The sequence below is a fragment of the Palleronia sp. THAF1 genome (genome assembly GCF_009363795.1).
Classification (GTDB): Bacteria; Pseudomonadota; Alphaproteobacteria; order Rhodobacterales; family Rhodobacteraceae; genus Palleronia.
In genome coordinates, this window is sequence record NZ_CP045420.1 from 359,718 (window position 1) to 381,944 (window position 22,227).

At 62.5% G+C, this 22,227-nt stretch carries 25 protein-coding genes; 13 read left to right on the forward strand and 12 right to left on the reverse strand.

What is annotated here, in order from left to right; genetic code table 11:
- The first annotated feature begins 1 nt into the window (after position 1).
- From coxB to FIU81_RS01880, 10 genes are all read left to right on the forward strand, one after another.
- A complete protein-coding gene (coxB, locus tag FIU81_RS01835; protein WP_413816219.1) occupies positions 2–934 on the forward strand; it encodes a cytochrome c oxidase subunit II in 933 nt (310 codons plus the stop codon).
- Positions 935–945: 11 nt separating this feature from the next.
- Positions 946–1,872, forward strand: a complete 927-nt coding sequence (gene cyoE / locus FIU81_RS01840; protein WP_124110964.1) for a heme o synthase — start codon at positions 946–948, stop codon at positions 1,870–1,872.
- Positions 1,869–2,072: a hypothetical protein gene (locus tag FIU81_RS01845; RefSeq protein ID WP_124110963.1), complete on the forward strand. Its 204-nt coding sequence runs from the start codon at positions 1,869–1,871 to the stop codon at positions 2,070–2,072. The genes cyoE and FIU81_RS01845 overlap by 4 nt, the downstream gene beginning before the upstream one ends.
- Positions 2,069–2,629, forward strand: a complete 561-nt coding sequence (locus FIU81_RS01850) for a cytochrome c oxidase assembly protein (RefSeq protein WP_124110962.1) — start codon at positions 2,069–2,071, stop codon at positions 2,627–2,629. Before FIU81_RS01845 ends, FIU81_RS01850 begins: the two co-directional genes overlap by 4 nt.
- A 21-nt stretch (positions 2,630–2,650) precedes the next feature.
- Positions 2,651–3,442, forward strand: a complete 792-nt coding sequence (locus FIU81_RS01855; RefSeq protein WP_124110961.1) for a cytochrome c oxidase subunit 3 — start codon at positions 2,651–2,653, stop codon at positions 3,440–3,442.
- 99 nt (positions 3,443–3,541) lie between these two features.
- Positions 3,542–4,216 carry an SURF1 family protein gene (locus FIU81_RS01860; RefSeq protein ID WP_124110960.1) on the forward strand — a complete coding sequence of 225 codons (675 nt, stop codon included), beginning with the start codon at positions 3,542–3,544 and terminating at the stop codon, positions 4,214–4,216.
- A gap of 2 nt (positions 4,217–4,218) precedes the next feature.
- Positions 4,219–5,595, forward strand: coding sequence for a threonine synthase (gene thrC, locus FIU81_RS01865; RefSeq protein WP_124111154.1), 1,377 nt, complete (start codon positions 4,219–4,221; stop codon positions 5,593–5,595).
- Positions 5,592–6,854 (forward strand): M16 family metallopeptidase, encoded by a 1,263-nt coding sequence (locus tag FIU81_RS01870; protein WP_124110959.1) that lies wholly within the window; start codon positions 5,592–5,594, stop codon positions 6,852–6,854. The genes thrC and FIU81_RS01870 overlap by 4 nt, the downstream gene beginning before the upstream one ends.
- Positions 6,854–7,438 carry a GNAT family N-acetyltransferase gene (locus FIU81_RS01875; protein WP_124110958.1) on the forward strand — a complete coding sequence of 195 codons (585 nt, stop codon included), beginning with the start codon at positions 6,854–6,856 and terminating at the stop codon, positions 7,436–7,438. Before FIU81_RS01870 ends, FIU81_RS01875 begins: the two co-directional genes overlap by 1 nt.
- 69 nt (positions 7,439–7,507) lie before the next feature.
- A complete protein-coding gene (locus FIU81_RS01880) occupies positions 7,508–8,314 on the forward strand; it encodes an MBL fold metallo-hydrolase (protein WP_124110957.1) in 807 nt (268 codons plus the stop codon).
- Here the strand turns inward: FIU81_RS01880 and FIU81_RS01885 are convergent.
- The 5 genes from FIU81_RS01885 to FIU81_RS01905 form a co-directional block, all read right to left on the reverse strand.
- Positions 8,311–9,117: an ABC transporter permease gene (locus tag FIU81_RS01885; protein ID WP_124110956.1), complete on the reverse strand. Its 807-nt coding sequence runs from the start codon at positions 9,115–9,117 to the stop codon at positions 8,311–8,313. The genes FIU81_RS01880 and FIU81_RS01885 overlap by 4 nt on opposite strands.
- The gene (locus FIU81_RS01890; protein ID WP_124110955.1) at positions 9,114–9,971 is read right to left on the reverse strand and encodes an ABC transporter permease; all 858 of its coding nucleotides are present in this window, start codon (positions 9,969–9,971) and stop codon (positions 9,114–9,116) included. The genes FIU81_RS01885 and FIU81_RS01890 overlap by 4 nt, the downstream gene beginning before the upstream one ends.
- 94 nt (positions 9,972–10,065) lie before the next feature.
- The gene (locus tag FIU81_RS01895; RefSeq protein ID WP_124110954.1) at positions 10,066–10,794 is read right to left on the reverse strand and encodes a transporter substrate-binding domain-containing protein; all 729 of its coding nucleotides are present in this window, start codon (positions 10,792–10,794) and stop codon (positions 10,066–10,068) included.
- Positions 10,795–10,928: 134 nt separating this feature from the next.
- A complete protein-coding gene (locus tag FIU81_RS01900) occupies positions 10,929–11,696 on the reverse strand; it encodes an ABC transporter ATP-binding protein (RefSeq protein WP_305848655.1) in 768 nt (255 codons plus the stop codon).
- Between the two features lie 251 nt (positions 11,697–11,947).
- Positions 11,948–12,394, reverse strand: a complete 447-nt coding sequence (locus FIU81_RS01905) for a TerB family tellurite resistance protein (RefSeq protein WP_124110952.1) — start codon at positions 12,392–12,394, stop codon at positions 11,948–11,950.
- 141 nt (positions 12,395–12,535) lie between these two features.
- Between FIU81_RS01905 and FIU81_RS01910 the strand changes: the two genes are divergently transcribed.
- On the forward strand, positions 12,536–13,354 hold the full coding sequence (locus tag FIU81_RS01910) for a MipA/OmpV family protein (RefSeq protein ID WP_254695969.1): 819 nt from the start codon (positions 12,536–12,538) through the stop codon (positions 13,352–13,354).
- Between the two features lie 54 nt (positions 13,355–13,408).
- Here the strand turns inward: FIU81_RS01910 and FIU81_RS01915 are convergent, their stop codons facing one another.
- The 7 genes from FIU81_RS01915 to rpiA all read right to left on the reverse strand — a co-directional run bounded on the left by FIU81_RS01915 (position 13,409) and on the right by rpiA (position 20,510).
- Positions 13,409–14,407: an oligopeptide/dipeptide ABC transporter ATP-binding protein gene (locus FIU81_RS01915; RefSeq protein ID WP_124110951.1), complete on the reverse strand. Its 999-nt coding sequence runs from the start codon at positions 14,405–14,407 to the stop codon at positions 13,409–13,411.
- Positions 14,404–15,372: an oligopeptide/dipeptide ABC transporter ATP-binding protein gene (locus FIU81_RS01920; RefSeq protein ID WP_124110950.1), complete on the reverse strand. Its 969-nt coding sequence runs from the start codon at positions 15,370–15,372 to the stop codon at positions 14,404–14,406. The genes FIU81_RS01915 and FIU81_RS01920 overlap by 4 nt, the downstream gene beginning before the upstream one ends.
- Entirely contained in the window at positions 15,372–16,286 is a 915-nt protein-coding gene (locus tag FIU81_RS01925) for an ABC transporter permease subunit (protein ID WP_124110949.1), read from the reverse strand. The genes FIU81_RS01920 and FIU81_RS01925 overlap by 1 nt, the downstream gene beginning before the upstream one ends.
- Position 16,287: 1 nt before the next feature.
- The gene (gene oppB, locus FIU81_RS01930; RefSeq protein WP_124110948.1) at positions 16,288–17,205 is read right to left on the reverse strand and encodes an oligopeptide ABC transporter permease OppB; all 918 of its coding nucleotides are present in this window, start codon (positions 17,203–17,205) and stop codon (positions 16,288–16,290) included.
- A 72-nt stretch (positions 17,206–17,277) separates the two neighbouring features.
- Positions 17,278–18,894 (reverse strand): peptide ABC transporter substrate-binding protein, encoded by a 1,617-nt coding sequence (locus FIU81_RS01935; protein ID WP_124110947.1) that lies wholly within the window; start codon positions 18,892–18,894, stop codon positions 17,278–17,280.
- A 170-nt stretch (positions 18,895–19,064) separates the two neighbouring features.
- Positions 19,065–19,661 carry a hypothetical protein gene (locus FIU81_RS01940; protein WP_124110946.1) on the reverse strand — a complete coding sequence of 199 codons (597 nt, stop codon included), beginning with the start codon at positions 19,659–19,661 and terminating at the stop codon, positions 19,065–19,067.
- 60 nt (positions 19,662–19,721) lie between these two features.
- On the reverse strand, positions 19,722–20,510 hold the full coding sequence (rpiA, locus tag FIU81_RS01945; protein ID WP_124110945.1) for a ribose-5-phosphate isomerase RpiA: 789 nt from the start codon (positions 20,508–20,510) through the stop codon (positions 19,722–19,724).
- Positions 20,511–20,747: 237 nt separating this feature from the next.
- Between rpiA and FIU81_RS01950 the strand changes: the two genes are divergently transcribed.
- Together FIU81_RS01950 and FIU81_RS01955 are read left to right on the forward strand one after the other, a co-directional pair.
- Positions 20,748–21,692, forward strand: coding sequence for a type III polyketide synthase (locus FIU81_RS01950; protein ID WP_124110944.1), 945 nt, complete (start codon positions 20,748–20,750; stop codon positions 21,690–21,692).
- Entirely contained in the window at positions 21,689–22,180 is a 492-nt protein-coding gene (locus tag FIU81_RS01955; protein ID WP_124110943.1) for an isoprenylcysteine carboxyl methyltransferase family protein, read from the forward strand. The genes FIU81_RS01950 and FIU81_RS01955 overlap by 4 nt, the downstream gene beginning before the upstream one ends.
- Positions 22,181–22,227 lie beyond the last annotated feature (47 nt).

Genomic DNA, 22,227 nt, shown 5'->3' on the forward strand with positions numbered 1-22,227 from the left:
CATGACGGGCCCGTCCGATCCGAATGGGAACCAGCCGATGCGCGCACGCCATATTCTGACTGCTCTTGCGACCCTGACCCCCGGCGCGTTGTTCGCGCAGGAGGGCAATCCCATCGGCGACCTGCCGATCATCGGCTCGCCGTCCGACGGCGGCATGGGCTTTCAGCCGGCGGCCACCAAGTTGGCCCGCGACCTGCAGTGGCTGGACGGCATGGTGCTAATCATCATCACAGCGATCACGATTTTCGTCGTCGGTCTGCTGGCGATGGTGCTGGTGCGGTACAATTCGAACCGTAACAAAGAGCCAAAGGCCTTTACACACAACACCCCGATCGAGATCGCGTGGACCGTGGGGCCGATCGTCATCCTGATCTTCATCGGTGCGTTTTCGCTGCCGATCCTGTTCGAGCAGCAGGAAATCCCGGAAGCCGATGTGACCATCAAGACCACCGGCTACCAGTGGTACTGGGGCTACGAATATCCCGACTATGAGATCGTCTACGACAGCTACATGATCGGTTCTCCCGCCACGGGCGGTGACAACCGCATGACGCCCGAGGTTCTCGCCCAGCTGCAAGAAGCCGGTTACTCCGAGGATGAGTTCCGTCTGGCCACCGACACTGCCATGGTCGTGCCCGTGGGCGCCACCGTCGTCGTGCAGGTAACCGGTGCGGACGTGATTCACTCCTGGACCGTTCCCGCCTTCGGCGTGAAGCAGGACGCGGTGCCCGGTCGCCTGGCAGAGCTTTGGTTCGAGGCTGAAGAAGAAGGTGTCTACTTCGGTCAGTGCTCCGAGCTGTGCGGAATCGCCCACGCCTACATGCCGATCACTGTGAAGGTCGTCAGCGAAGAGGCGTATGAAGAGTGGCTTGATTGGGCCATCGAGGAATACGGCGGCTCGCGCCCCGAAGCCGAAGTCGCACAGGCCAACTGATCGGACACTGAATGACCGACGTTTCCGCCACCACCACGAATCCTGACTACGAGGCCCAGTTCGGCGATTATTTCGCCCTGCTGAAGCCGCGCGTGATGACCCTTGTGGTCTTCACCGCCTTCGTCGGGATGCTGGTCGCTCCGGTATCGCTGCACCCCTTCGTGGGCTTCTGCGCGATCCTGTTTATCGCCGTAGGCGGTGGGGCATCCGGCGCACTGAACATGTGGTGGGATGCGGATATCGACGCGATCATGAAGCGCACCGCCAAGCGCCCGATCCCCTCGGGCCGCGTGACGGAGCAGGAAGCTTTGGCCGTTGGCCTCGCGCTGTCGGGCTTTTCCGTCGTCATGCTGGGTCTGGCGACGAACTGGGCGGCTGCCGGGCTGCTGGCCTTCACCATCTTCTTCTACGTCGTCATCTACTCCATGTGGCTGAAGCGTCTGACGCCCCAGAACATCGTGATCGGTGGCGCTGCCGGTGCCTTCCCCCCGATGATCGGCTGGGTCGCGGCGACGGGTTCGATCAGCCTTGAGTCCGTTTTGATGTTCTCGTTGACGTTCCTGTGGACGCCGCCGCATTTCTGGGCGCTCGCCCTGTTCATGCGAAAGGACTACGACAACGCGGGCGTGCCGATGCTGACCGTGACCCACGGCCGCCCGTCGACCCGCCGTCACATCCTGATCTACACGATCATTCTGGCGATCTTCGCGGTCTGGCTTGGCTTCACCTCTGCCGGTGGGCCGGTCTATCTGGCGACGGCCATCGTGTTGAACGCGTGGTTCCTGAAGGGCGCATTCGACATCTGGCGCCGCGATGAAGACGACTCCGAGGGCGATAATTACGCCGTCGAGAAAGCGTTCTTCAAGTTCTCGCTCCTATACTTGGCCCTCAGCTTCGGCGCGCTGCTTGTCGATGCCGCCGTAGGAGTTCTGCTGTGATCCGCGCAACGCATGAAATCCACGACCGCCGCAAGTCGCGCAACATCGGGCTGCTGATTGTCTTGATCGGCTTCATCGGGATCGTCTTCGGACTGACCGTTGTGAAGGTAAAGCAATTGGGTGCCACGCAAGCGTTCGATCATGTCGTCCGTCCCGAGATGCTGCCCGCAGACGATGCATCGACCGGGGGCGCGCAATGATGGATGGCAAGACCAAGACCGTCACAGGGCTTGTCGGCGTCGTTCTGTTCATGGGCGCGATGGCTTGGGCGTCGGTGCCGCTGTATGACTGGTTCTGCAAGGTTACGGGCTATGGCGGTACGACCAGCGTGTCCGATGTCGCCCCCGACGAAATTCTGGACCGCACGATCAAGGTACGCTTCGACGCCAGCATCGAAAACGGCATGCCATGGGAGTTCAAGCCCATGGACCGTGAGATCGAGATCCGCATCGGCGAGACCGGGCTGGCCTTCTATGAGGCCTATAACCCCACCGACCGTCCCATCGCGGGGCAGGCCAGCTACAACGTCTCGCCCTTCGTGGCAGGCAACTTCTTCTCCAAGATCGATTGCTTCTGCTTCCAAGAGCAGGTGTTGCAACCGGGTGAGCGCGTTCAGATGCCGGTATCCTTCTACATCGACCCGGCCCTTGCATCGGACCGTGATGCGAAGCACACGAACCACATCACGCTGTCTTATACCTTTTACCAGATCGACTTGCCCGAAGAAGAACGGCAAGCGACACTGACGACCAACTGAGCCATCCGAGGGACCGACGCCATGGCGCACGAAAAGAACCACGACTACCACATTCTGCCCCCGTCGCTGCATCCGCTGGTTGCCTCTGTGGGGGCGTTCGTCATGCTCTTCGGCGCCGTGCTGTGGATGGCCAACGACATGCCGTGGATGTTCGCCATCGGATTGGCGATCGTGCTGTATTCCATGGTCGCATGGTGGGGCGACGTAATCACCGAATCGAACGTCGGCGACCACACGCCCGTCGTTCGGATCGGCCTGCGCTACGGCTTCATCTTCTTCATCATGTCCGAGGTCATGTTCTTCGCGGCATGGTTCTGGTCGTTCTTCAAGCACGCCATGTATCCGATGCAGACGTTCTCGGAAGGGCAGTGGCCGCCCCCCTCGATCGAGACGTTCGATCCCTGGCACCTGCCGCTGATCAACACCCTGATCCTGCTGTGCTCGGGTGCGGCTGCGACTTGGGCGCACCACGCTCTGGTGCATGAGAACAACCGCAAGGATATGGCCAACGGCATCATTCTGGCCGTCGTTCTGGGCGTGGTTTTCTCATTCTTCCAAGCCTACGAGTATTCGCACGCAGCCTTCGGTTTCTCTGGCAACATCTACGGCGCCAACTTCTTCATGGCGACGGGCTTCCACGGGGCGCACGTTATCATCGGCACGATCTTCCTCTTCGTGTGCTACTTGCGACTGCGCGCCGGGCACTTCTCTCCCGAAAAGCACATCGGGTTTGAAGCGGCGGCATGGTATTGGCACTTCGTCGACGTGGTGTGGCTGTTCCTCTTCGCCTCTATCTACATCTGGGGCTCCTGAACGGGCGGGGCACACGCGGCCTCGGTTCGAATTGAGTATTTATGAAAACAAAGAAGGGGCGGCGCTGGGGCGGCGCCCCTTGGCGTTGAGGGGTCTTTGATGCGGTGGATCGGACTGGCGGTTCTGGGATTGGGCGGCGTGGCGCTCTTGTGCATGCTGGGGTTCTGGCAAGTCGATCGGCTGGGCCAGAAGACCGCTTTGCTGAACGAGGTCGAGACAGGGATCGTGGGCGATCCCGTCGCCTTGCCCGAAGCGCCGATGCCAGAGAACGATCGCTACCTGCCCGTGCGTCTTGAGGGTCGCACCACGGGCGACGAGTTGCATATCCTGACCTCAACCGCTGAAACCGGAGCGGGCTACCGGGTGGTTGCCCCGTTCGAGACCGGTCAACGGCGTGTCATGGTTGACCTTGGCTTCATCCCGGCGCAGCGCAAGGATATCCGGCCCGCGCAAAGGTTGGAGATCATCGGCAATCTGGACTGGCCGCGTGAGACCGACGGCTTTACCCCCGAACCTCAGCGCGCGGACAACATCTGGTTCGCCCGCGATGTGCCCCTGATGGCCGATGCACTGGGGACCGAACCGCTGCTGGTGGTGGCGCGTGAAGTCTCTCCGGCGCTGGACGATACCATCCTGCGCCCCGTTTCGACTGCTGGTATCCCGAACAACCACCGCCAATATGCGATCACGTGGTTTTCCATCGCGCTTCTCTGGGCGGGGATGACAGTCTTTCTTGGCTGGCGTATTGCGAAGGGCGGTGAGGAAAGATCATGACGATGCAGTATATCTCGACCCGTGGGCAGGCCCCGGCACTGAATTTCGAAGGCGCGATGCTGGCGGGGCTGGCTCGTGACGGCGGGCTCTACGTGCCCGACACGATCCCGACGATGAGCCAAGCGGAGATCGCCGCACTGGCCGGGCTGTCCTATGAGGAAATCGCGCTGCGGGTCATGCAGCCGTTCACCGGCATGGGCGAGGGTCTGCTCGGCGATCTGATCCAGCGCGCCTATGCCGGTTTCGGCCATGATGCCCGCGCGCCGCTGGTGCAGTTGGGACCGAACCACTTCCTGCTGGAGCTGTTCCACGGGCCGACACTAGCCTTCAAGGACTTCGCGATGCAGCTGATCGGTCAGTTGTTTCAAGATGCCATGAAGCGCAAGGGTGAGCGGATCACCATCGTCGGCGCGACCTCTGGCGATACCGGATCGGCGGCGATGGAGGCATTTCGCGGACTGGATAACGTCGAATGCTTCATCCTGTTTCCGCAGGGACGCGTGTCTGACGTGCAGCGCCGCCAGATGACGACGCCGATCGAGGCCAACGTGCACGCGCTGGCGCTGGACGGCGACTTTGACGATTGCCAAGCCGCCGTGAAGGCGATGTTCAACGACCACGGCTTCCGCGATGCGGTGTCGCTGACGGCGGTGAATTCGATAAACTGGGCGCGGGTGCTGGCGCAGGTGGTGTACTTCTTCTCTGCCGCCGTGTCGCTTGGCGCGCCGAAGCGCAGCGTTTCGTTTACTGTGCCCACCGGCAACTTCGGAGACATTTTCGCGGGCTATATCGCGCGATCCATGGGCCTGCCCATCGACAAGCTGGTGATCGCCACGAATCGCAATGACATCCTGCACCGCACGATCCAGTCGGGCGCGCATCGCAAGGAAGGCGTGTCGCCCACGATCAGCCCGTCGATGGATATTCAGGTCTCTTCCAATTTCGAGCGTGCATTGTTCATGGCCTACGGGCGTGACGGAAATGCCGTCTCGCAATTGATGGACGAACTGCGCGGCGGTGGCTTCGACGTCAGCCAAGGCGCCATGGAAGCGCTGCGCGAGACCTATGCCTCTGGCCGCGCCTCGGAAGAGGAAACGGCGGCCACGATCCGCGCGATGCACGCCCGGACCGGCGAAGTGCTGTGCCCGCATACGGCTGTCGGCGTGAAGGTGGCAGAGGAGAACTTCGGCGACAGTCCGATGATCACGCTCGCCACCGCCCACCCGGCCAAGTTCCCCGACGCGGTGGAGGCTGCCACCGGCGCACGCCCGCCACTGCCCGCCCGCATGGCCGATCTGTTTGATCGCCCGGAACGGATGACGGACGTGCCCAATGACGTGGCCCACCTGCAATCGTTGATAAAGGAGCGCATCGCTTGAGCGTCGCGACCCACACCCTACCCAATGGCCTGCGGGTCGTATCTGAGCACATGCCCGGTCTGAAGTCCGCCAGCGTCGGCGTCTGGATCACCGCCGGTGGCCGCCACGAACGGCCCGAGCAGAACGGCATCGCGCATTTTCTGGAGCATATGGCCTTCAAGGGCACGGCGCGGCGTAATGCGTTGCAGATCGCCGAGGCGATCGAGGACGTCGGCGGCTACATCAACGCCTACACCAGCCGCGAGATGACGGCCTACTATGCCCGTGTGCTGGAGGCCGACGTGCCGCTGGCACTGGATGTGATCAGCGATATCGTCCTCAATCCAGCCTTCGACGCCAAAGAGATCGAGACCGAGCGCGGCGTGATCCTGCAGGAAATCGGGCAGGTTCTGGATACGCCTGACGATATCGTCTTCGATTGGCTGCAAGAGGTTGCATATCCCAACCAGCCGCTGGGCCGCTCTATCCTTGGGCCGTCCGAGCGGGTTGAAGCCTTCGGGCGTGATGATCTGGCGGGCTTCGTCAAGGAACGCTACGGGCCGGGTGACATTATCCTGTCCGCGGCCGGTGCGGTCGATCACGACGCGATCCTGGCGTTCGCCGAACGCACCTTCGGCCACATGGCGCCGCGCATGCGCATCGCGGCCGAGCCCGCGCGTTTCCAAGGCCGCGAACGCCGTGAGACCCGCGATCTGGAACAGGCGCATCTGACGCTGGCGTTCGAATCGCCCGCCTACCGCGACCCAGACTTCTACGCGGCGCAGATCCATGCGAACGCTTTGGGCGGCGGCATGTCGTCTCGCTTGTTTCAAGAACTGCGGGAAGTGCGGGGGCTTTGCTATTCCGTTTTCGCGCAGGCCAGCAGCTACGACGACACCGGCATGATGACGATCTACGCAGGCACCAGCGCAGAAGACCTTGGTGATCTAAGCGCCGTCATCGCGACAGAGATGAAGCGCGCGGCGGATGATATTTCGCAGGCAGAGATCGACCGCGCGCGTGCGCAGCTGAAAGCTGGTCTGCTGATGGGGCTGGAGAGCGCGTCGGCGCGTGCCGAACGCCTGGCACGGCTGATCGCAATCTGGGGGCGTATCCCGGAACTGGACGAAACCATCGCCCGCATCGACGCGGTGACCCGCGACCAGGTACGAGGCTTTGGCCAGCGGCTTGTCACCGGTGGCGGGCCCGCCATGGCATTGTATGGCCCTGTAGGCGGCGCACCTACCTTGGCAGACCTGACCGGTAGGCTCGCCGCCTGATGGCCATGCTACGGCGTCGGTTGAAGCTGGAAACAGACCGGCTGACCCTGCGCCCGCCGGATCATGGCGACTTTCGCGCTTGGACGGATCTGCGTCGCGACAGCACGGCCTTCCTGCAACCGTGGGAGCCGACATGGGCCACCGATCACCTGTCCCGCAAGAGCTTCACCAATCGCGTCTATTGGGCGCAGCGGTCGGTGAAGGCAGAGACCGCTCTGCCGCTGTTCCTGTTTCGCCGTGACCAGAATGAGCTGGTGGGCGCGATCACGCTGGACAATATCCGCCGTGGTCCTGCGCAGTCGGGCACGTTGGGCTATTGGATCGGCGAACGGCACGCGCGGCGGGGGTACATGAAAGAAGCGATAGAGGGGCTGGTGCACCACGCCTTCCATCGCATGGACCTGTCCCGGATCGAAGCCGCCTGCCTGCCAGAGAACACGGCTTCGCGCGGGGTGCTGGAACGGTCGGGCTTCAAGTATGAAGGCGTCGCGCAAAGCTATCTGCAGATCGCCGGTCGGTGGCGCAATCATGTGCTCTATGCCAACTTGCGCAGCGACCGACGCGGCAAGACAGACGTCGGCTGACCCTGCGACAAAGGCGGGCTAGGCGTGCGGCGCGCATCGGTCTAGCGTGAAGGGCAGGAGGTGCCGTTCATGTTCCGCTTTACCATTGCCCTTGCGCTTCTTGCGCTGCCAGCCGCCGCCCAGACCCGCCAGAGCCACTGCATCGCCATCGCGAATGACGCAGGCGCGGCCTATGTGCAGAAGGCCACTTGGGGCACGCCGCTGGAAGACTACACGGTCCGAATCAATTACCTTGATCACTCGATGTTTCTGATCGAAGCCCCCGACGGCACCACCGCTGTCACTGATTACAACGGCTTCCTCGGCTCCGTCGATTTCGTGCCCGATGTGGCGACGATGAACCACGCGCATTCCTCGCACTGGACGATGCGCCCCGACACCCGCATCCCGCATATCCTTGAAGGGTGGGGCGATGGCGTCTCGCCCTCTGAGCACGCGGTCGAGGTCGGCGAAGTCTTCGTGCGCAACGTGCCTACCGACATTCGTGGCCGCTTCGGAGAAGCGCGAGAGGCCTATGGCAACTCGATCTTCGTGTTCGAGGTGGCGGGCCTGTGCATCGGCCACTTGGGCCACCTGCACCACGAACCGGACGAGGCGCAATATGCTGCTCTTGGCCGGTTGGATGTGGTGATGGCTGCCGTCGATGGGGGCATGACCGTCGATCTGGACACGATGACCAGCATCCTGACACGTCTGAAAAGCTCTGTCGTGATCCCGATGCATTGGTTCGGCGCGGCGACGCTGGGGCGGTTCCTTGACGGTATTTCCAGCGATTTCGCCGTTGATCTACGCTCTGAAAGCCATCTGGAAATCAGTCTGCGCGATCTGCCCGAACGCCCCACCGTCGTTGTTCTGCGCCCTGCTTTCCTGCGTTAGCGCAGGAAATTCGGGCGCAGGCGAATCCGTTGGCGTGCCTCGACCGGTAGGTGTCGGTTCAGCCGCTTTGATGCCCAGCCGAACAGGCCGACGATGCACAGGGTCAACAGGATGAAGTAACCCGCTAGGATCGGGTAGGGGACGAAAGGATTGAACGTCTTGTCGGCGAAATAGCTGGCGTAATACAGCGCGTCGCCCCGCTGCTGCCACGCGGGAAAGCCGGAAAAGAACACCAGCGTCGTGGCGTGGAACAGGAAGATCGCCTCGTTCGTGTAGGCGGGCCAGGCAAGGCGCAGCAGGGTGGGGAAGGTGATGCGGCGAAACTTGGTCCAGCCGATCAGCCCGTAGGCCTCTGCCGCCTCCATGTCGCCGCGCGGGATCGTTTTCAGCGCGCCGTGGAAGATCTCGCCCGCGTAGGCGGCGGTGTTGAGGAACAGCACGATGGTCGCGCCTAGCCAAGCGGACGTGAATGGATCGAAGACCGGCGACACGCTCTTCAGCGACAGGAAGCAGAAGTAGGCGAAGAAGAACTGGATGAAGAGCGGCGAGCCACGGAACACCAGAATGAACCACTGCGCGGGCTTGCGTGCGAGCGCGTTCCTCGACGCCTTGCCCATCGCCAGCGCGACGGCCAGCCCGAAGCCCACGGACAGCGCGATCAGTCCGAAATAGACGTTCCAGATCAGGCCCGAGCCGATCAGCGTGACCTGCTGGCACAGCGTGAAATCCTCACGCGGGAGCAGGCGTTCGCCCCAGCCAATAGAGCGAAAGGCGTAGTCCTGCACGGTCTGCCAACAGCTCATCGCGCGACCGCCTGACCGAAGCGCAGGCGTTCCATCAGCCCGTCCAGTACGATCTCTGAAACACGGGTCAGGATGAGATAGAACACCAGCAGACCGGCGAAATACCACATGCGCCAGTCGCCGTGGGGATAGTCGGTGAAGTTGGGCGTCTTGGTGCCGCCAAGTTCGCGCGCCCAGTAGACGATATCCTCGACGCCCAGCAGGAACAGCAGCGGCGTCGCCTTGATCAGGATCATCCACAGGTTCGACAGGCCGGGCAGGGCGTAGACCCACATCTGCGGCACCATGATCCGGCGGAACGCCTGCGCGCGGGTCATGCCGTAGGCGCTGGCCGTTTCCATCTGCGCGCGCGGCACGGCCAGCATCGCGCCGAACAGGACGTTGGCGGCGAAGGCGCCGAAGACGATGGCGAAGGTGAAGACGGCGGTCGCGAAGCCGTAGATCTCATGTACCCATTGCGGCGCGTTGCCTGATGGCGTCTTGGCGGCTTGGCAGACGATGAAGTCCGACCCCTGCCGCACCGGCTGATCCCACCCGGGGCATTGGATCAGATGGCGCGCGTATTCGATGCCCTGATCCAGTGCGATCACGAAGAACAGGAAGAAGGCGATATCCGGCACGCCGCGCACAATGGAAATGTAGGTCTTGCCCAATAGCCGCAGAGGCAGCGTCTGGCTGCGCGCGGCCATCGCCCCGCCGAACCCGAACAGCAGCGCGGTGGGCGCTGTGACCAACAACAGGATCATCACGACCCCAAAGCTTTGGTAGAACGCGATGTGCTTGCCCGTCGTGAGGTAGCACGACAGCCACGCCAGACCGTCCAGCGTCGAGGGATCGGTGCAAAAGCCGAACAGGGCGCGGTCTCCTTATCGGGTGGATGGGCAAAATCGGCCCTGTGCCATCGAAAGCGGTGCGGGATGCCGTAGCACCCCGCGCCGGTCTGTTAGCTTAGAACTGCTGGCTATCCGGTAGCCACTTGACGATCAGCTCGTTCAGCGAACCGTCGTCCTTCATGGACTGGATCGCCGCGTTGAAGGTCTCGCGCAGCTCCGTGTCGCTTTCGCGAAAGCCCATGCCGATGCCACCACCCAGCGGGATGTCTTCGCCCACGAACACCACATCGCCTTCATTCTCGACGAAGGGCGTCAGGAAGTCCTTGTCGGCCATACCCGCATCGGCCTCGCCCGAACGTACTGCCGAGACGACCTCTTCGGGGTCCGCGAACTCCAGCAAGGTGGCCTCGGTAGAGGTCACGTGATCGGCTTGGATCGTGCCGGTCTGCGCGGCGACGACACCGCCTTGCGTGTCCGCATCCTCGCTCATGGCGATGTAGGCAGAGGGCGAGGGGGGCGTGTAGTTCTGGCTGAAGTCGATGACCTCGTCACGCTCTGGCGTGATCGACATACCTGCGATGATGGCGTCGTAATTGCCGGAGGTCAGGTTCGGGATGATCGAATCCCAGGCGTTCGTGACCCACTCGCAGGTCAGCTCGGCGCGGGCGCACAGCTCGTCGCCCAGCTCACGCTCGAAGCCCGCGACTTCGCCCTCGTCGTTCAGGAAGTTGTACGGAGGGTAGGCGCCTTCGGTACCAAGGCGCACGGTGTCACCGTGACCGGCGGCGAATGCGGTGCCCAGAGAAAAGGCAAGGGCAGCGGTACCCAGCAGAATGGTCTTCATGGAAGTCTCCCGATTTTATTGGCGCGGCAGGGCCGCACATAACTGCGCAAGGGTTAGGAAAAACGGGCGGGGACGCAAGCGAAACAGCCGATTTCCTTACGGCAAGGCGCGAATGGGATGGTTTTTCGGGCAGTTCAGGCGTCGACGGTGGAAGAAAGGAAGCCGCGCAATCGCTGGCTTTCGGGCGCGCCGAACAACCGCTCCGGCGTGCCTTCCTCTTCGATCAGGCCTTGGTGCAGAAAGATGACTTGATCCGAGCAATCGCGTGCCATGCCCATATCGTGCGTGACAAGGATCATCGTCCGCCCTTCCTCTGCCAATGCCTTGATGACGCGCACGACTTCCTGCTCAAGCTCCGGGTCCAGCGCCGATGTCGGCTCGTCAAACAGCAGCGCGCGCGGCTCCATCGCCAAGGCGCGTGCGATGGCGGCGCGCTGTTGCTGGCCGCCGGACAGTTCGGCGGGATAGCGGTCGGCCTTGTCGCCGATGCCCACCTTATCCAGATAGGCGCGCGCCGTCGTCTCGACCTCTGCGCGGTCGCGTTTCAGAACATGCACGGGGGCTTCCATGACATTCTGCAGGATCGTCATATGCGCCCACAGATTGAACTGCTGGAAGACCATCGACAGGTTGGTGCGAATGCGCGTGACCTGCTTAGGATCGGCGGGGCGGCGGTCGTGGCCTGTGCCGGTCCAGGCGACCGGCTCGCCCTCGAACGCGATTTCGCCCGACTGGCTGTCTTCCAGCAGGTTGCAGCAGCGCAGCAGGGTGGATTTGCCCGACCCCGACGACCCGATCAGCGACACGACGTGTCCCTTCGGCGCGGTCAGGTCGACGCCTTTGAGCACCTCTAGCGCGCCGTAGCTTTTGTGCAGATCGCGGATCGAAAGAACGGCTGTCACGGGATAGGGGCCTTTGGCTTGGAAACAGGTCGCGCGATTAGGCGGGAAGGCGCGGCGAATTGCAACGCAAGCCATAGACGGCAGCGCCAAGATCGACGACCCCGTGCAGACCCAACGTGTCGCGCTCGGCTTGTGTCAGACTCACTTGGCGTCGTGAAGCGTGTCGCGCAATTCGGTTGCGCCCATGCCCTCCCGCAATCGCGCTTCGGCCTCGCGCCGTGTCGGGTCTGGAGACCAAGGCAGCGATGCGATCACGCGTTGCGCCGCGTCTCGACCCGCTTGCGCGCCATGTTCGAGTCGCGGTCATTGACGCCCAGCATCGGGGGGACCATGCGCATCATGGCGTTCTCGTCCTCATCGCGAACGCCATCGGCCAGAACCACATCCCACATCGCCTCGACCACGCCGATCCGATCATCGTAATCGACGCCGTCCTTGATAGCCTTGGTGAACCGCACGGTGTCGGGGGCGTCGGCCTCGACGGTCTCTGCCTCGGACCGCAGGGACGCGGCGTCGGCGGCGTTCAAGCCGTAACGCGACATCATCGCCCGGTCGATTCGCTCACGCTCGACGGCCTCGTAATTGTCGTCGGCGCGGGCAAGGCGTACCAACAGTGCGGCCAGCGCCAGCCTGGCGTCTGGTTCGGGCATCGGCTCGGATGTCGGGGCCGCGAGGCGGCGCAAAAGGTCAGCAATCATGGGCTCGATATAGCCAACTGTTGCATAGCTGCAAAGGGGCGCGCGGAAATGTGTCCAATTCAAGGCAACGGCGTCTTGGCCCTGTAAAGTCTGCGCAAAAGGCCTATATGTCGCTCAACTCAAGTCTTAAGGTTTCTTTCCATGGCCAATCGCCTGTTTCTTGCTTCCGCAGCCTGCGCCGCCGCTTTTGCCGGTGCCGCACAGGCAGGCGATATGACCGTTGCACCGTCCGAGCCGATGGTGATGGCGCCCGCGCCCATGCCAGTCGCGCCGACGCCGAACTTGGTGTTCACGTTGGCGGGCGGCGTGACCTCGACGCCCGAGTATTTCGGGTCCGACAGCTATACCGTCGGTCCCAGCCTTGGCTTCGCACTGAACTACGTGAACCTCGGCGCGCTGCAGTTCGGTTCGCCCGACCCCTACTACCAGCCCGAAGGCTTCGGTTTGCGCGGATCGTTCCGCTACATTGATGAGCGTGATGCCTCTGACAATCCCGAGCTTGCGGGCACCATCGACGTTGATGCGACCTACGAGTTGGGTCTTGGCCTTGGCTATCAGTCGCGTAACTTCGACGCCTTCGCCGACGTGCGCTACGGCTTCGGCGGCCACGAGGAATTCGTGGGCGAGATCGGTGCGGACGTCAAAGCCCGTCCGATAGACCGCCTGACCCTGTCCGCCGGTCCGCGCGTCCTCTTCGGCACCGATGACTACGCGGCGACTTATTTCAGCACTCCGGCCACCTTCGCTGGCGGCGCCTACGATGCCGATGGCGGCGTCATCAGCGCAGGCATCGAGTTGGGTGCGAACTACCGCCTGTCCGAGAATTGGGGCATTGAAGGCACCGTGTCCTACGACCGCTTCGTCGGCGATGCTGCCGACAGCCCGATCGTCGAGCAAGGCGACCGCGACCAGTACGGCATCACCGTCGGTCTGATCCGTCGGATCACGCTGGACTTCTGATTTCCCGTTCCGGGACTTGAAAAGGCCGCCCCAACCGGGCGGCCTTTTGCGTTGTCAGACCATCTCTGCTTGTTTTGCTGGCCCCGGATACAGGCAGGCCACGCGATGCGCGCCGTCACCGGTTTCGGGTACCACGTCGGCGCAATCGGCCTGTGCGCGCGGGCAGCGTGTGCGAAAGACGCAGCCCGATGGCGGATTCATGGGCGACGGCAGATCGCCGTCCAGAGCAATGATCTTCTTGGCACGCTCGGCCACCGGGTCCGGGATCGGCACAGCAGACATCAGGGCCTGCGTATAGGGATGTTGTGGATCGGCATAGAGATCGCGCTTTGTCGCTTTCTCCATCACGCGGCCCAGATACAGCACCATCACCTGATCAGAGATGTGCTTCACCACGCTCAGGTCGTGGGCGATGAAAATCATCGCCAGCCCCAGATCGCGCTGCAACTCTCTCAGCAAATCGATCACTTGCGCCTGGATAGAGACATCCAGCGCCGAGACCGGCTCGTCGCAGATCAGCAGCTTCGGCTCCATCACCAGTGCGCGCGCGATGCCGATGCGCTGGCATTGGCCGCCCGAAAACTCATGCGGGTAGCGGTTGATCATCTGCGGCAACAGGCCGACGCGCTCCATCATCGCAGCGACGCGTTTGCGCCGTTCCTGGGCGTCCAAGTCGGCGCGGTGGGTGCGCAGGGGCTCGGCGATAATCTGCCCCAGGGTCATGCGGGGGTTCAACGACGCCAGCGGGTCCTGAAAGACCATCTGGATCTCGGATCGGAAGGGCAGCATGGCGCGGCGTGACAGCGACAGAAGATCGGTTTCCCCGCGCCACATCACGGTGCCGGTCGCGGGCACCATCTGGATCAACCCGCGGGCAAGTGTGGATTTGCCACAACCCGATTCGCCCACGACGCCCAACGTTTCGCCAGCCTCCAGATCGAAGTCTACGCCGTTCACCGCTCGTAATTCACGCGGCTTGGTCCACGGCATGTCGCCCGCGCGGGTGATGGGGAAGGTCACGCGCAGATCGCGGACGGACAGAAGCGGGCTCATGGCGCGACCTCTTCTATGGGACGGCGGCAGGCGCGTGCGCGGGCCTCGGCGAAAGGCTCCAGTGGGGGCATCGCCAGGCAGTCGTCGCCCGCGAAGGCGCAGCGCGGGTGGAATGGGCAACCGGTGGGCGGATCGGCCATGTTGGGCGGATTGCCGGGGATCGCGGTCATGCTCGCGTCCTCGTCATCCACACGCGGCACCGCGCCGAGCAGACCGCGCGTGTAGGGGTGGGTGGGCTTGGCGAACAGAGGATCGACTGGCCCTTCTTCCATCACGCGGCCACCGTACATCACCGTCACCCGCTCACAAAAGCCTGCGACAACGCCAAGGTCATGGGTGATCAGGATCGTCGCCATGCCAAACTCTTGTTGCAGATCGGCCAGCAGGTCCATGATCTGCGCTTGGACCGTCACATCGAGCGCGGTCGTCGGCTCATCCGCGATCAACAGGTCGGGCTGGCACAGCAGCGACATGGCGATCATCACGCGCTGGCGCATCCCGCCAGAGAATTCGTGCGGATACAGACGGATACGCTCTTTGGCCGAGGGGATGCGCACGGCGTCCAGCATCCGCGTCGACTCCGCCACCGCGTCGCGCTTGGACATGCCTTGATGCAGCGTCAGCACCTCTGCCATCTGGTCCGAGATGCGCATGTAGGGGTTCAGCGAGGTCATCGGATCCTGAAAGATCATCGCGATCCGCCGCGCGCGCAGGGCGTTCAGTTGTTTCTTCGTCGCGCCCAGCAGTTCGGTCCCGTCAAAGCGCACCGATCCGTCAGTCCGCCCATTACCGGCCAGAAGCCCCATGATCGCGAAGGCGGTCTGAGACTTGCCCGATCCGGACTCGCCGACGATCCCCAGCGTCTCTCCGCGATCCACGCTGAACGTCAGGTCGTTCATAGCATGAACAGGGCCGTCGTCGGTATCGAAGGTCACCGACAGGTCATTGATCTCCAGCAGGGCCATCAGCGGTCTTTCGGGTCGAGTGCGTCACGCAGGCCGTCGCCCACAAAGAAGAAGCCGAACAGCGTCAGCACGAAGAACAGCAGCGGGAAGCCCAACTGCCACGTGGTGCCGTAGGCGATGGTGCCAGCGCCTTCAGAGATCAGCGCACCCAGCGAGGTCAGCGGTTCCTGCACGCCAAGGCCGAGGAACGAAATGAACGACTCTGTCAGGATCATCAGCGGCACCAGCAGGGTGGTGTAGACCGCGATGACACCCAGCAGGTTCGGCACGATGTGGCGCGCGATGATGACGGGAGCCGAGACGCCGGTGGCCTGCGCGGCCTCAATGAACTCTCGGCCCTTCAGCGAAAGCGTTTGACCGCGCACGATGCGGGCCATTTCCATCCATGAGATCAGGCCGATCCCGACGAAAAGGATCGTGATCGAGCGTCCGTACATGACCAACAGCAGAATCAGCACGAACATATAAGGCACCGCCATGAAGATATCGACGAGACGCATCATGATGCTGTCGGTGCGCCCGCCGATGTAGCCCGCAGTTGCGCCGTAAAGCGTGCCGACGATCACCGCGATCAGCGCGCCAACGACGCCGACCGCCAAGCTGATTTGGGTGCCCTGCACGGTGCGGGCGAACAGGTCGCGGCCCAGATCGTCAGTCCCAAAGTAATGGCCGGACTCGATCGACGGGCCGCCCAGTTCGGCGATTTGGCCCATCACCATGTAGTCGAGCTCTTCGTTTGAATACTGCGCGATAGCCCCGCCGAAGATCGCGAAGACGGCGACGAACAGCAGGATCACCAGCCCGAACATCGCCGCTTTGTTCCGCACGAAGCGGCGGCGGGCGTCGGCCCAAGGTGACCGTCCTTGGGTGGGGGCGACTTGCGTGGCGGTGCGCTGTTCCGAGGTTGCGGTCATGTCAGTACCGGATCTTCGGGTCGATCCATCCGTACAGGATGTCAACGACCAGGTTGAACAGGATCGTCAGCGCGCCCATCAGGATCGTCACGCCCATCATCACGGCGTAGTCTCGGTTCAGGGCGCTATCCACGAATGCCTTCCCGATCCCGCCGGTCGAGAAATAGATGTCGATCACGACCGACCCGGTGATCATGCCGACGAAGGCGGGGCCAAGGTAGCTGATCACCGGCAGCATCGCGGGCTTCAGCGCGTGCCGCAGGATCACGCGGCGTTCCGGCAGACCCTTGGCGCGGGCTGTGCGGATGTGGTTCTGGGTCAGGACTTCCAGCATCGAAGACCGGGTGATCCGCGCGATGGAGGCCATGAAGGATGTGCTGAGCGCGATTACGGGCATGATCAGGTATTCCGGTCCCTGCCATCCGCCGCCCGGCAGCCAGCCCAGCCACAGAGTGAAGATTAGCACAAGGATCGGTGCCATGACGAAGTTCGGCAGCACCTGCGCGCCGATGGACACGCCTACGGCTGCGTAGTCGAGCGCAGAGTTGTGGCGCACGGCGGCGGCCACACCAAGCGAGACGCCGACCACTACGGCCACAAGGAACGACAGCAGCCCATAGGTCAGCGTGATTGGAAAGCCCTGCGCGATGATCTCGTTCACCGTGCGGTCCTTGTAGACAAAGCTTGGGCCGAAATCGAAACCGCTGACGATGTTCCAGACGTAGACGACGATCTGCCGCCACAGCGGCTGGTCGAGGCCATACTTGGCGTTAAGGTTCGCCAGCACCGCAGGCGGCACTTCGCGTTCAGACGTGAACGGACCGCCGGGGGCCATGTACATCAAGACGTAGGACACGACGATCAGCACCAGCAGTGTGGGGATCGCGATGGCCAGACGTTTGAGCGTGTAGGAAATCATACGAAACAGGCCTTTAAGGGGCGGCACTTCGTGGAAAGACCGGCCCCCGTTCAGGGGCCGGTGCCGTCCGTCTTACTCCGCGACGCGGTAGAGGTTCCGGCCATACCACGTGTTGTTCACGTTGTTCTCCGGCAGTCCTTCGATGTCAGCCGCGATCATGTCCACGTTGGCGTAGTGGTAGATCGGGATGATCGGCATTTCTTCGGCCAGGATTTCCTCGGCCTGCTGGTACAGCGGTTGCGGGTCTTCGGCGGTCTTCGAGTCGCGCATGACCTGATCGTATTCGTCGTTGAAGAACTCGCCGTTGTTGTGGCCCGAATAGCTGGTGAACAGATCGAGATAGGTCGAGGCTTCGTTGTAGTCGCCGCACCACGCATAGCGCGCCATGTCGAAGTCCTGCGCCTGCATCCGGTCGGTGTGGACCTTCCACTCGTAGTTATCGAGGGTGATGTTCACACCCAGCGGCTTGAGCATCTGCGAGGCGGCGATGGCGATCTTCTTGTGATCTTCCGACGTGTTGTACTGTAGCGTTAGATCGAGCGGATTGTCCGGGCCGTAGCCGGCCTCTGCCAGCAACTCGCGCGCGGCTTCCATGCGCGCGGCCTGATCCATCTGATCGGCCCACTCCAGTTCGGGGCGCTCGAAGTCGGCGATGGCCCAGTGGGTCCAGTTGTAGCTGGGTCGCTGGCCGCCCTGCAGGATACGTTCGACGATGATGTCACGGTCGATCCCGTAGGCCAACGCCTTGCGGACGTTCGGATCCTTCAGCGCCTCGGGTCCCTTTTCGCCCACGTTCAGCATATAGATGTAGGAACAGTTATAGGGGGTCGAGACGGCCTGATCGGGGTACTGCTCGGCCAGTCGAGGATACTGACCGGCGGGGATGTCCACGCGGTCCAGCTCACCAGCGAGGTAACGGGTCAGGCCCTGGTTGATGTCGTTGATGGTCAACGCGGTCAGCGTCTCCATCACGGTGTTGTCGGCGTCCCAATAAGTGTCGTTCTTCTCCATCACGACCCGCTCGCCCAGCGTGTGCTCGGTCAGCGTGTAGGCGCCATTGCCAACCAGCGTGCCGGCATCCGTCCAGTCGTCGCCGTTTTCTTCGACGACCGATTCCAGCACCGGGAAGGTGGAGGCGTGGACGAGCATCTGCGGGAAGTAGGGCAGAGGCGTGGTGATCGTGACCTCGAAGGTCGTGTCGTCCACCGCGCGCACGCCCAGTTCCTCGGGGGGCATGTCGCCCGCGATGACCGCGGCGGCGTTCTCGACCTGCATCAGCTCCATGTACCACGCGTATTCCGACGCGGTCGCCGGGTTGGCGAGGCGGCGCCAGGAATAGACGAAATCGTTCGCGGTAACCGGCTCTCCGTTCGACCATTGCGCATCGTCGCGCAGGTTGAACGTGTAGGTCATACCATCATCGCTGACGGTGTGATCCAGCGCGACGCCCGGCACCAGCTCGCCATTGCCGTCTTCGTTATAAAGGCCTTCGAACAGGTTGCGCAGCACGTCCGAGCCTTCGACGTCGGTGTTGATCTGCGGGTCCATCGACTTGATCGCGTCGAGCAGCCAGAACGTGTAGGTCTGATCGTCGGCCAGTGAGGTGCCTTCGGGCACATCAGCCGCATGGGCGGCAAAGCCGACCGTCAGGGCAAGGGCCGAAGCCGTAAGGTATTTGGACAGTTTCATTACAAATCTCCCAACTGGTAATGGCGCGACATCGCGCACGTCATGCGGGAATTGACTATGACCGGTCCCGCACATGCAAGGCGTTCGGTGCGGTGACGTCGGGTCTAGGCGAAAGGCTGCGACGCAAGACAAAAGCGAAACACGCGGATGCTTCGCTCTCGTCGGTTTGCTTAAAGAGGCGGCAGACTGCCATCTTCGCTAACGCCAGCAAGGCTGGCAATCGGCGCGCCGTCGTCACCTTGGGTGACGAACAGGATGGCTTGATCGCCTTCTTGCAACATCCGGTCAGGGGCGGGGCCAAATTCGGTAATCGGCGTGTCGGCGCCCACCAGAACAGGCTCTTCCACGCCGTTGTACTCGACCAGCAGCACGCGACCGTCATCGGCGCGGATGACCTCACCGACTGTGGCGTTTGTCATCAGGCTTTGTTCGGTCAGGTCCCACGCGCGCTCACCTTCGCCGGTACCGCGCATCTCTTCGGGGAAGACATTGATCGAAACGGCGACTTTCATTCCGTTCTCTTCGATGGACGGGATCGACAGAAAGTCGCCCGGTCCCACCTGCACGATGTCGGCCTGCTCGTAGACCAAGACCATGAAGTCGTCTGTCAAGCCAACATCATAGGTGTCGCCCGCGGTCGTCTCGAACGAAACGCTGTCATCCGAGACCGACTGAACGGTTCCGCGTAAATGGACGGTTTCCTGAGCAATTGCGGGGGCCGCGGCCATTACGGCGATCAGCGCGGCGGGGGCGATCCATGGGGTCATGTCGTATCCTTGTGTCACTATAGTGGACACAACGCCTTTGCAGAGCGTTCGGGTCCGATCCTATCCGTCGAGATCCACAAAGATATTCTCTTCCTCTTCGAAGGCGATGAAGTCTTCTTCGGTCGTGCCCTGATTGATGTCTTTCACCTGCACCCGCCCGTCGGCATTGCCGATCACGGTTATGTCGCAGATATCGATGAACAGCCCGTTTTCCACGACCCCCGGGATCTGGTTCAGGATCAACGCCATCTGGCGCGCATTCCCGATCCGACCCAGATGCAGGTCTACGATGTGATTGCCCTCATCCGTGACGAAGGGCGCTGGGCCATCCATGCGCAAAGTCACCTTCTCGCCCACCACGTCGAGCGCGGTGATCGTTTCTTCCAACAGTGCTTTGGTGGTTTGCCAACCGAAGGGAATGATCTCGACCGGCAGCGGGAACGCCCCAAGCGTGTCGACCTGCTTGGTGCGATCTGCGATGACGATCATTCGGTCGCTGGCCGTCGCGACGATCTTTTCCTGCAGCAGCGCTCCGCCGCCGCCTTTGATCAGGTTCAGCTCTGGGTCGAACTCGTCCGCGCCGTCGATGGTGATGTCTAGCCATTTGGCCTCGTCCAGCGTCGCGATCTCTATTCCGACCTCCCGCGCCAGATCGGCTGTGCGGGTCGAGGTCGGCACGCCAGTGATGCGCAATCCATCCTGTTCGACCATGTCGCCCAGGCACCGCACCAGCCAGGCGGCCGTCGACCCCGTGCCCAGACCGACGCGCATCCCGCTTTCGACGAACTGGCACGCGCGCTTGGCGGCAACGAATTTCGCGGTGTCGATGGCGGACAGCGAGGCTGGCATAACGGTCTCCGATCAGAGTGGCTGTCACAGTATAGGACGCGGCCCCGTGTCGCGCTACCGAACAAGTGAAGGGGGATCGGCAACCACGTTGGCTGGACTGGCGTTGTCTGGTCGAATTGCAGTAGAAAATTTTCAGTGAACTAGATCAGTCCCTTCGGACGGCTGGTCCCGAACAAGGTCGGCGGCGGCACAGTTGTACGCCTGCGCGGCCTTGGCACAGCACTTCCGCCACACGCCATGCCGCAGGAGATTGTTCTGGACAAGGCGCGGACACTTCTTGCTCCCAAGTTCCCGCAGTTCGACCGGCTGGAACCGGCCTTCCGAAACGCATGGGTCGACACGCGCCACTCGGTTGTTCCGCTGGACTGGTTCGACATGTCGCATTCATGGTCGGATCGGAACACGGCGTATCTGGACGGCGCTGGTCTGGCCGCGAGCGACGTGGACGTGATCGTCACAGTATCGACTGGTATTGCGACGCCAACGCTGGAGGCCCGTGCGGCTTGTCGAATGTGCTTTCGCCAAGACGTGCGTCGGGTTCCGGTCTTTGGCCTCGGTAGCGCCGGTGGCGTCAGCGGGTTGTCCATCGCAAGATCGATGGCTGCGGCCGATCCCAAGGCGACCGTCCTGATGGTCGCGGTCGAGGCGTGCTCGCTGTCATTCCAGATGGAGCATCTGCGCAAGGCAGATATCATCGCCACCGTCCTGTTCGGCGATGGCGCTGCGGCTGCCGTACTAAGTGGTGGCAGGGGCGACGGCCCGATCCTTGACGCCGGGCTGGAATATATGTGGCCCGAAACCTTGGATATCATGGGCTGGGACGTGGGTGAGAACGGCCTTGGCGTCATCTTCGACAGATCCATCCCGGAATTTACGAAGACGTCTTTCCGAACGGCGGCGGATGACGCCCTGCACCGCGCTGGGCTGCGGATCGACCAGATCGACCGGTTCGTCTGCCATCCCGGAGGCGCAAAGGTCCTCACCGCATTGGAAGCCGCGATGGACCTTGCCCCTGAAACCTTGGACCACGAACGTGCCGTCTTGCGACGCGCTGGCAACATGTCGGCGCCCACAGCGCTTTTCGTTCTAAGCGGCGCTTTGCGAGCGGGCACCACCGGCCAATTGATGCTTTGCGCCCTTGGCCCCGGCTTCACCGCCTCTTTTCTGCCGATCCGCGCATGACCGTCGCGACCGCGCTGTTTTTCGCCTTCCTGATCGGTCAACGCCTTGTCGAGCTGCGGATCGCCAAACGCCACACCGCCGCCCTTCTGGCGCGCGGCGCCGTCGAACATGGCGCAGCGCATTATCCGCTCATCGTTGCGCTGCACATTGCTTGGATTGCGGCCATCGTCATTCTGGGCTGGTCGCATCCGGTGGTATGGGGATGGCTGGCCGTATTCGGCCTGCTGCAACTTTTTCGCGTGTGGATACTGGCCAGCCTAGGCACGCGTTGGACCACGCGCATTATCGTTTTGAATGAGCCGTTGGTCGCGCGTGGTCCGTACAAATTCCTGCCCCACCCGAATTACATGCTCGTCGTCGCAGAAATCTTCGTTGCCCCCATGGTGCTGGGTCTGTGGGGCGTAGCGCTGATCTTCACGGTGTTGAACGCTATCGTTCTGACGATCCGTATCAGGGCCGAAAACAAGGCGCTGCGTCCGCTGCGTTGACGCCGGATCGTCGCGATATGTCGCCTTCCGCTTATCGGCTTTGGGTG

Coding starts and splice junctions, on each gene's coding strand:
- FIU81_RS01955 (WP_124110943.1), top strand. CDS start 21,689: ATGACCGTCGCGACCGCGCTGTTTTTCGCCTTCCTGATCGGTCAACGC.
- FIU81_RS01915 (WP_124110951.1), bottom strand. CDS start 14,407: ATGAGCCCGCTTCTGTCCGTCCGCGATCTGCGCGTGACCTTCCCCATC.
- FIU81_RS01910 (WP_254695969.1), top strand. CDS start 12,536: ATGGCCAATCGCCTGTTTCTTGCTTCCGCAGCCTGCGCCGCCGCTTTT.
- FIU81_RS01880 (WP_124110957.1), top strand. CDS start 7,508: ATGTTCCGCTTTACCATTGCCCTTGCGCTTCTTGCGCTGCCAGCCGCC.
- cyoE (WP_124110964.1), top strand. CDS start 946: ATGACCGACGTTTCCGCCACCACCACGAATCCTGACTACGAGGCCCAG.
- FIU81_RS01885 (WP_124110956.1), bottom strand. CDS start 9,117: ATGAGCTGTTGGCAGACCGTGCAGGACTACGCCTTTCGCTCTATTGGC.
- rpiA (WP_124110945.1), bottom strand. CDS start 20,510: ATGCCAGCCTCGCTGTCCGCCATCGACACCGCGAAATTCGTTGCCGCC.
- FIU81_RS01940 (WP_124110946.1), bottom strand. CDS start 19,661: ATGACCCCATGGATCGCCCCCGCCGCGCTGATCGCCGTAATGGCCGCG.
- FIU81_RS01905 (WP_124110952.1), bottom strand. CDS start 12,394: ATGATTGCTGACCTTTTGCGCCGCCTCGCGGCCCCGACATCCGAGCCG.
- FIU81_RS01895 (WP_124110954.1), bottom strand. CDS start 10,794: ATGAAGACCATTCTGCTGGGTACCGCTGCCCTTGCCTTTTCTCTGGGC.
- FIU81_RS01925 (WP_124110949.1), bottom strand. CDS start 16,286: ATGACCGCAACCTCGGAACAGCGCACCGCCACGCAAGTCGCCCCCACC.
- FIU81_RS01935 (WP_124110947.1), bottom strand. CDS start 18,894: ATGAAACTGTCCAAATACCTTACGGCTTCGGCCCTTGCCCTGACGGTC.
- oppB (WP_124110948.1), bottom strand. CDS start 17,205: ATGATTTCCTACACGCTCAAACGTCTGGCCATCGCGATCCCCACACTG.
- FIU81_RS01850 (WP_124110962.1), top strand. CDS start 2,069: ATGATGGATGGCAAGACCAAGACCGTCACAGGGCTTGTCGGCGTCGTT.
- coxB (WP_413816219.1), top strand. CDS start 2: ATGACGGGCCCGTCCGATCCGAATGGGAACCAGCCGATGCGCGCACGC.
- FIU81_RS01860 (WP_124110960.1), top strand. CDS start 3,542: ATGCGGTGGATCGGACTGGCGGTTCTGGGATTGGGCGGCGTGGCGCTC.
- FIU81_RS01950 (WP_124110944.1), top strand. CDS start 20,748: ATGCCGCAGGAGATTGTTCTGGACAAGGCGCGGACACTTCTTGCTCCC.
- FIU81_RS01875 (WP_124110958.1), top strand. CDS start 6,854: ATGGCCATGCTACGGCGTCGGTTGAAGCTGGAAACAGACCGGCTGACC.
- thrC (WP_124111154.1), top strand. CDS start 4,219: ATGCAGTATATCTCGACCCGTGGGCAGGCCCCGGCACTGAATTTCGAA.
- FIU81_RS01920 (WP_124110950.1), bottom strand. CDS start 15,372: ATGGCCCTGCTGGAGATCAATGACCTGTCGGTGACCTTCGATACCGAC.
- FIU81_RS01855 (WP_124110961.1), top strand. CDS start 2,651: ATGGCGCACGAAAAGAACCACGACTACCACATTCTGCCCCCGTCGCTG.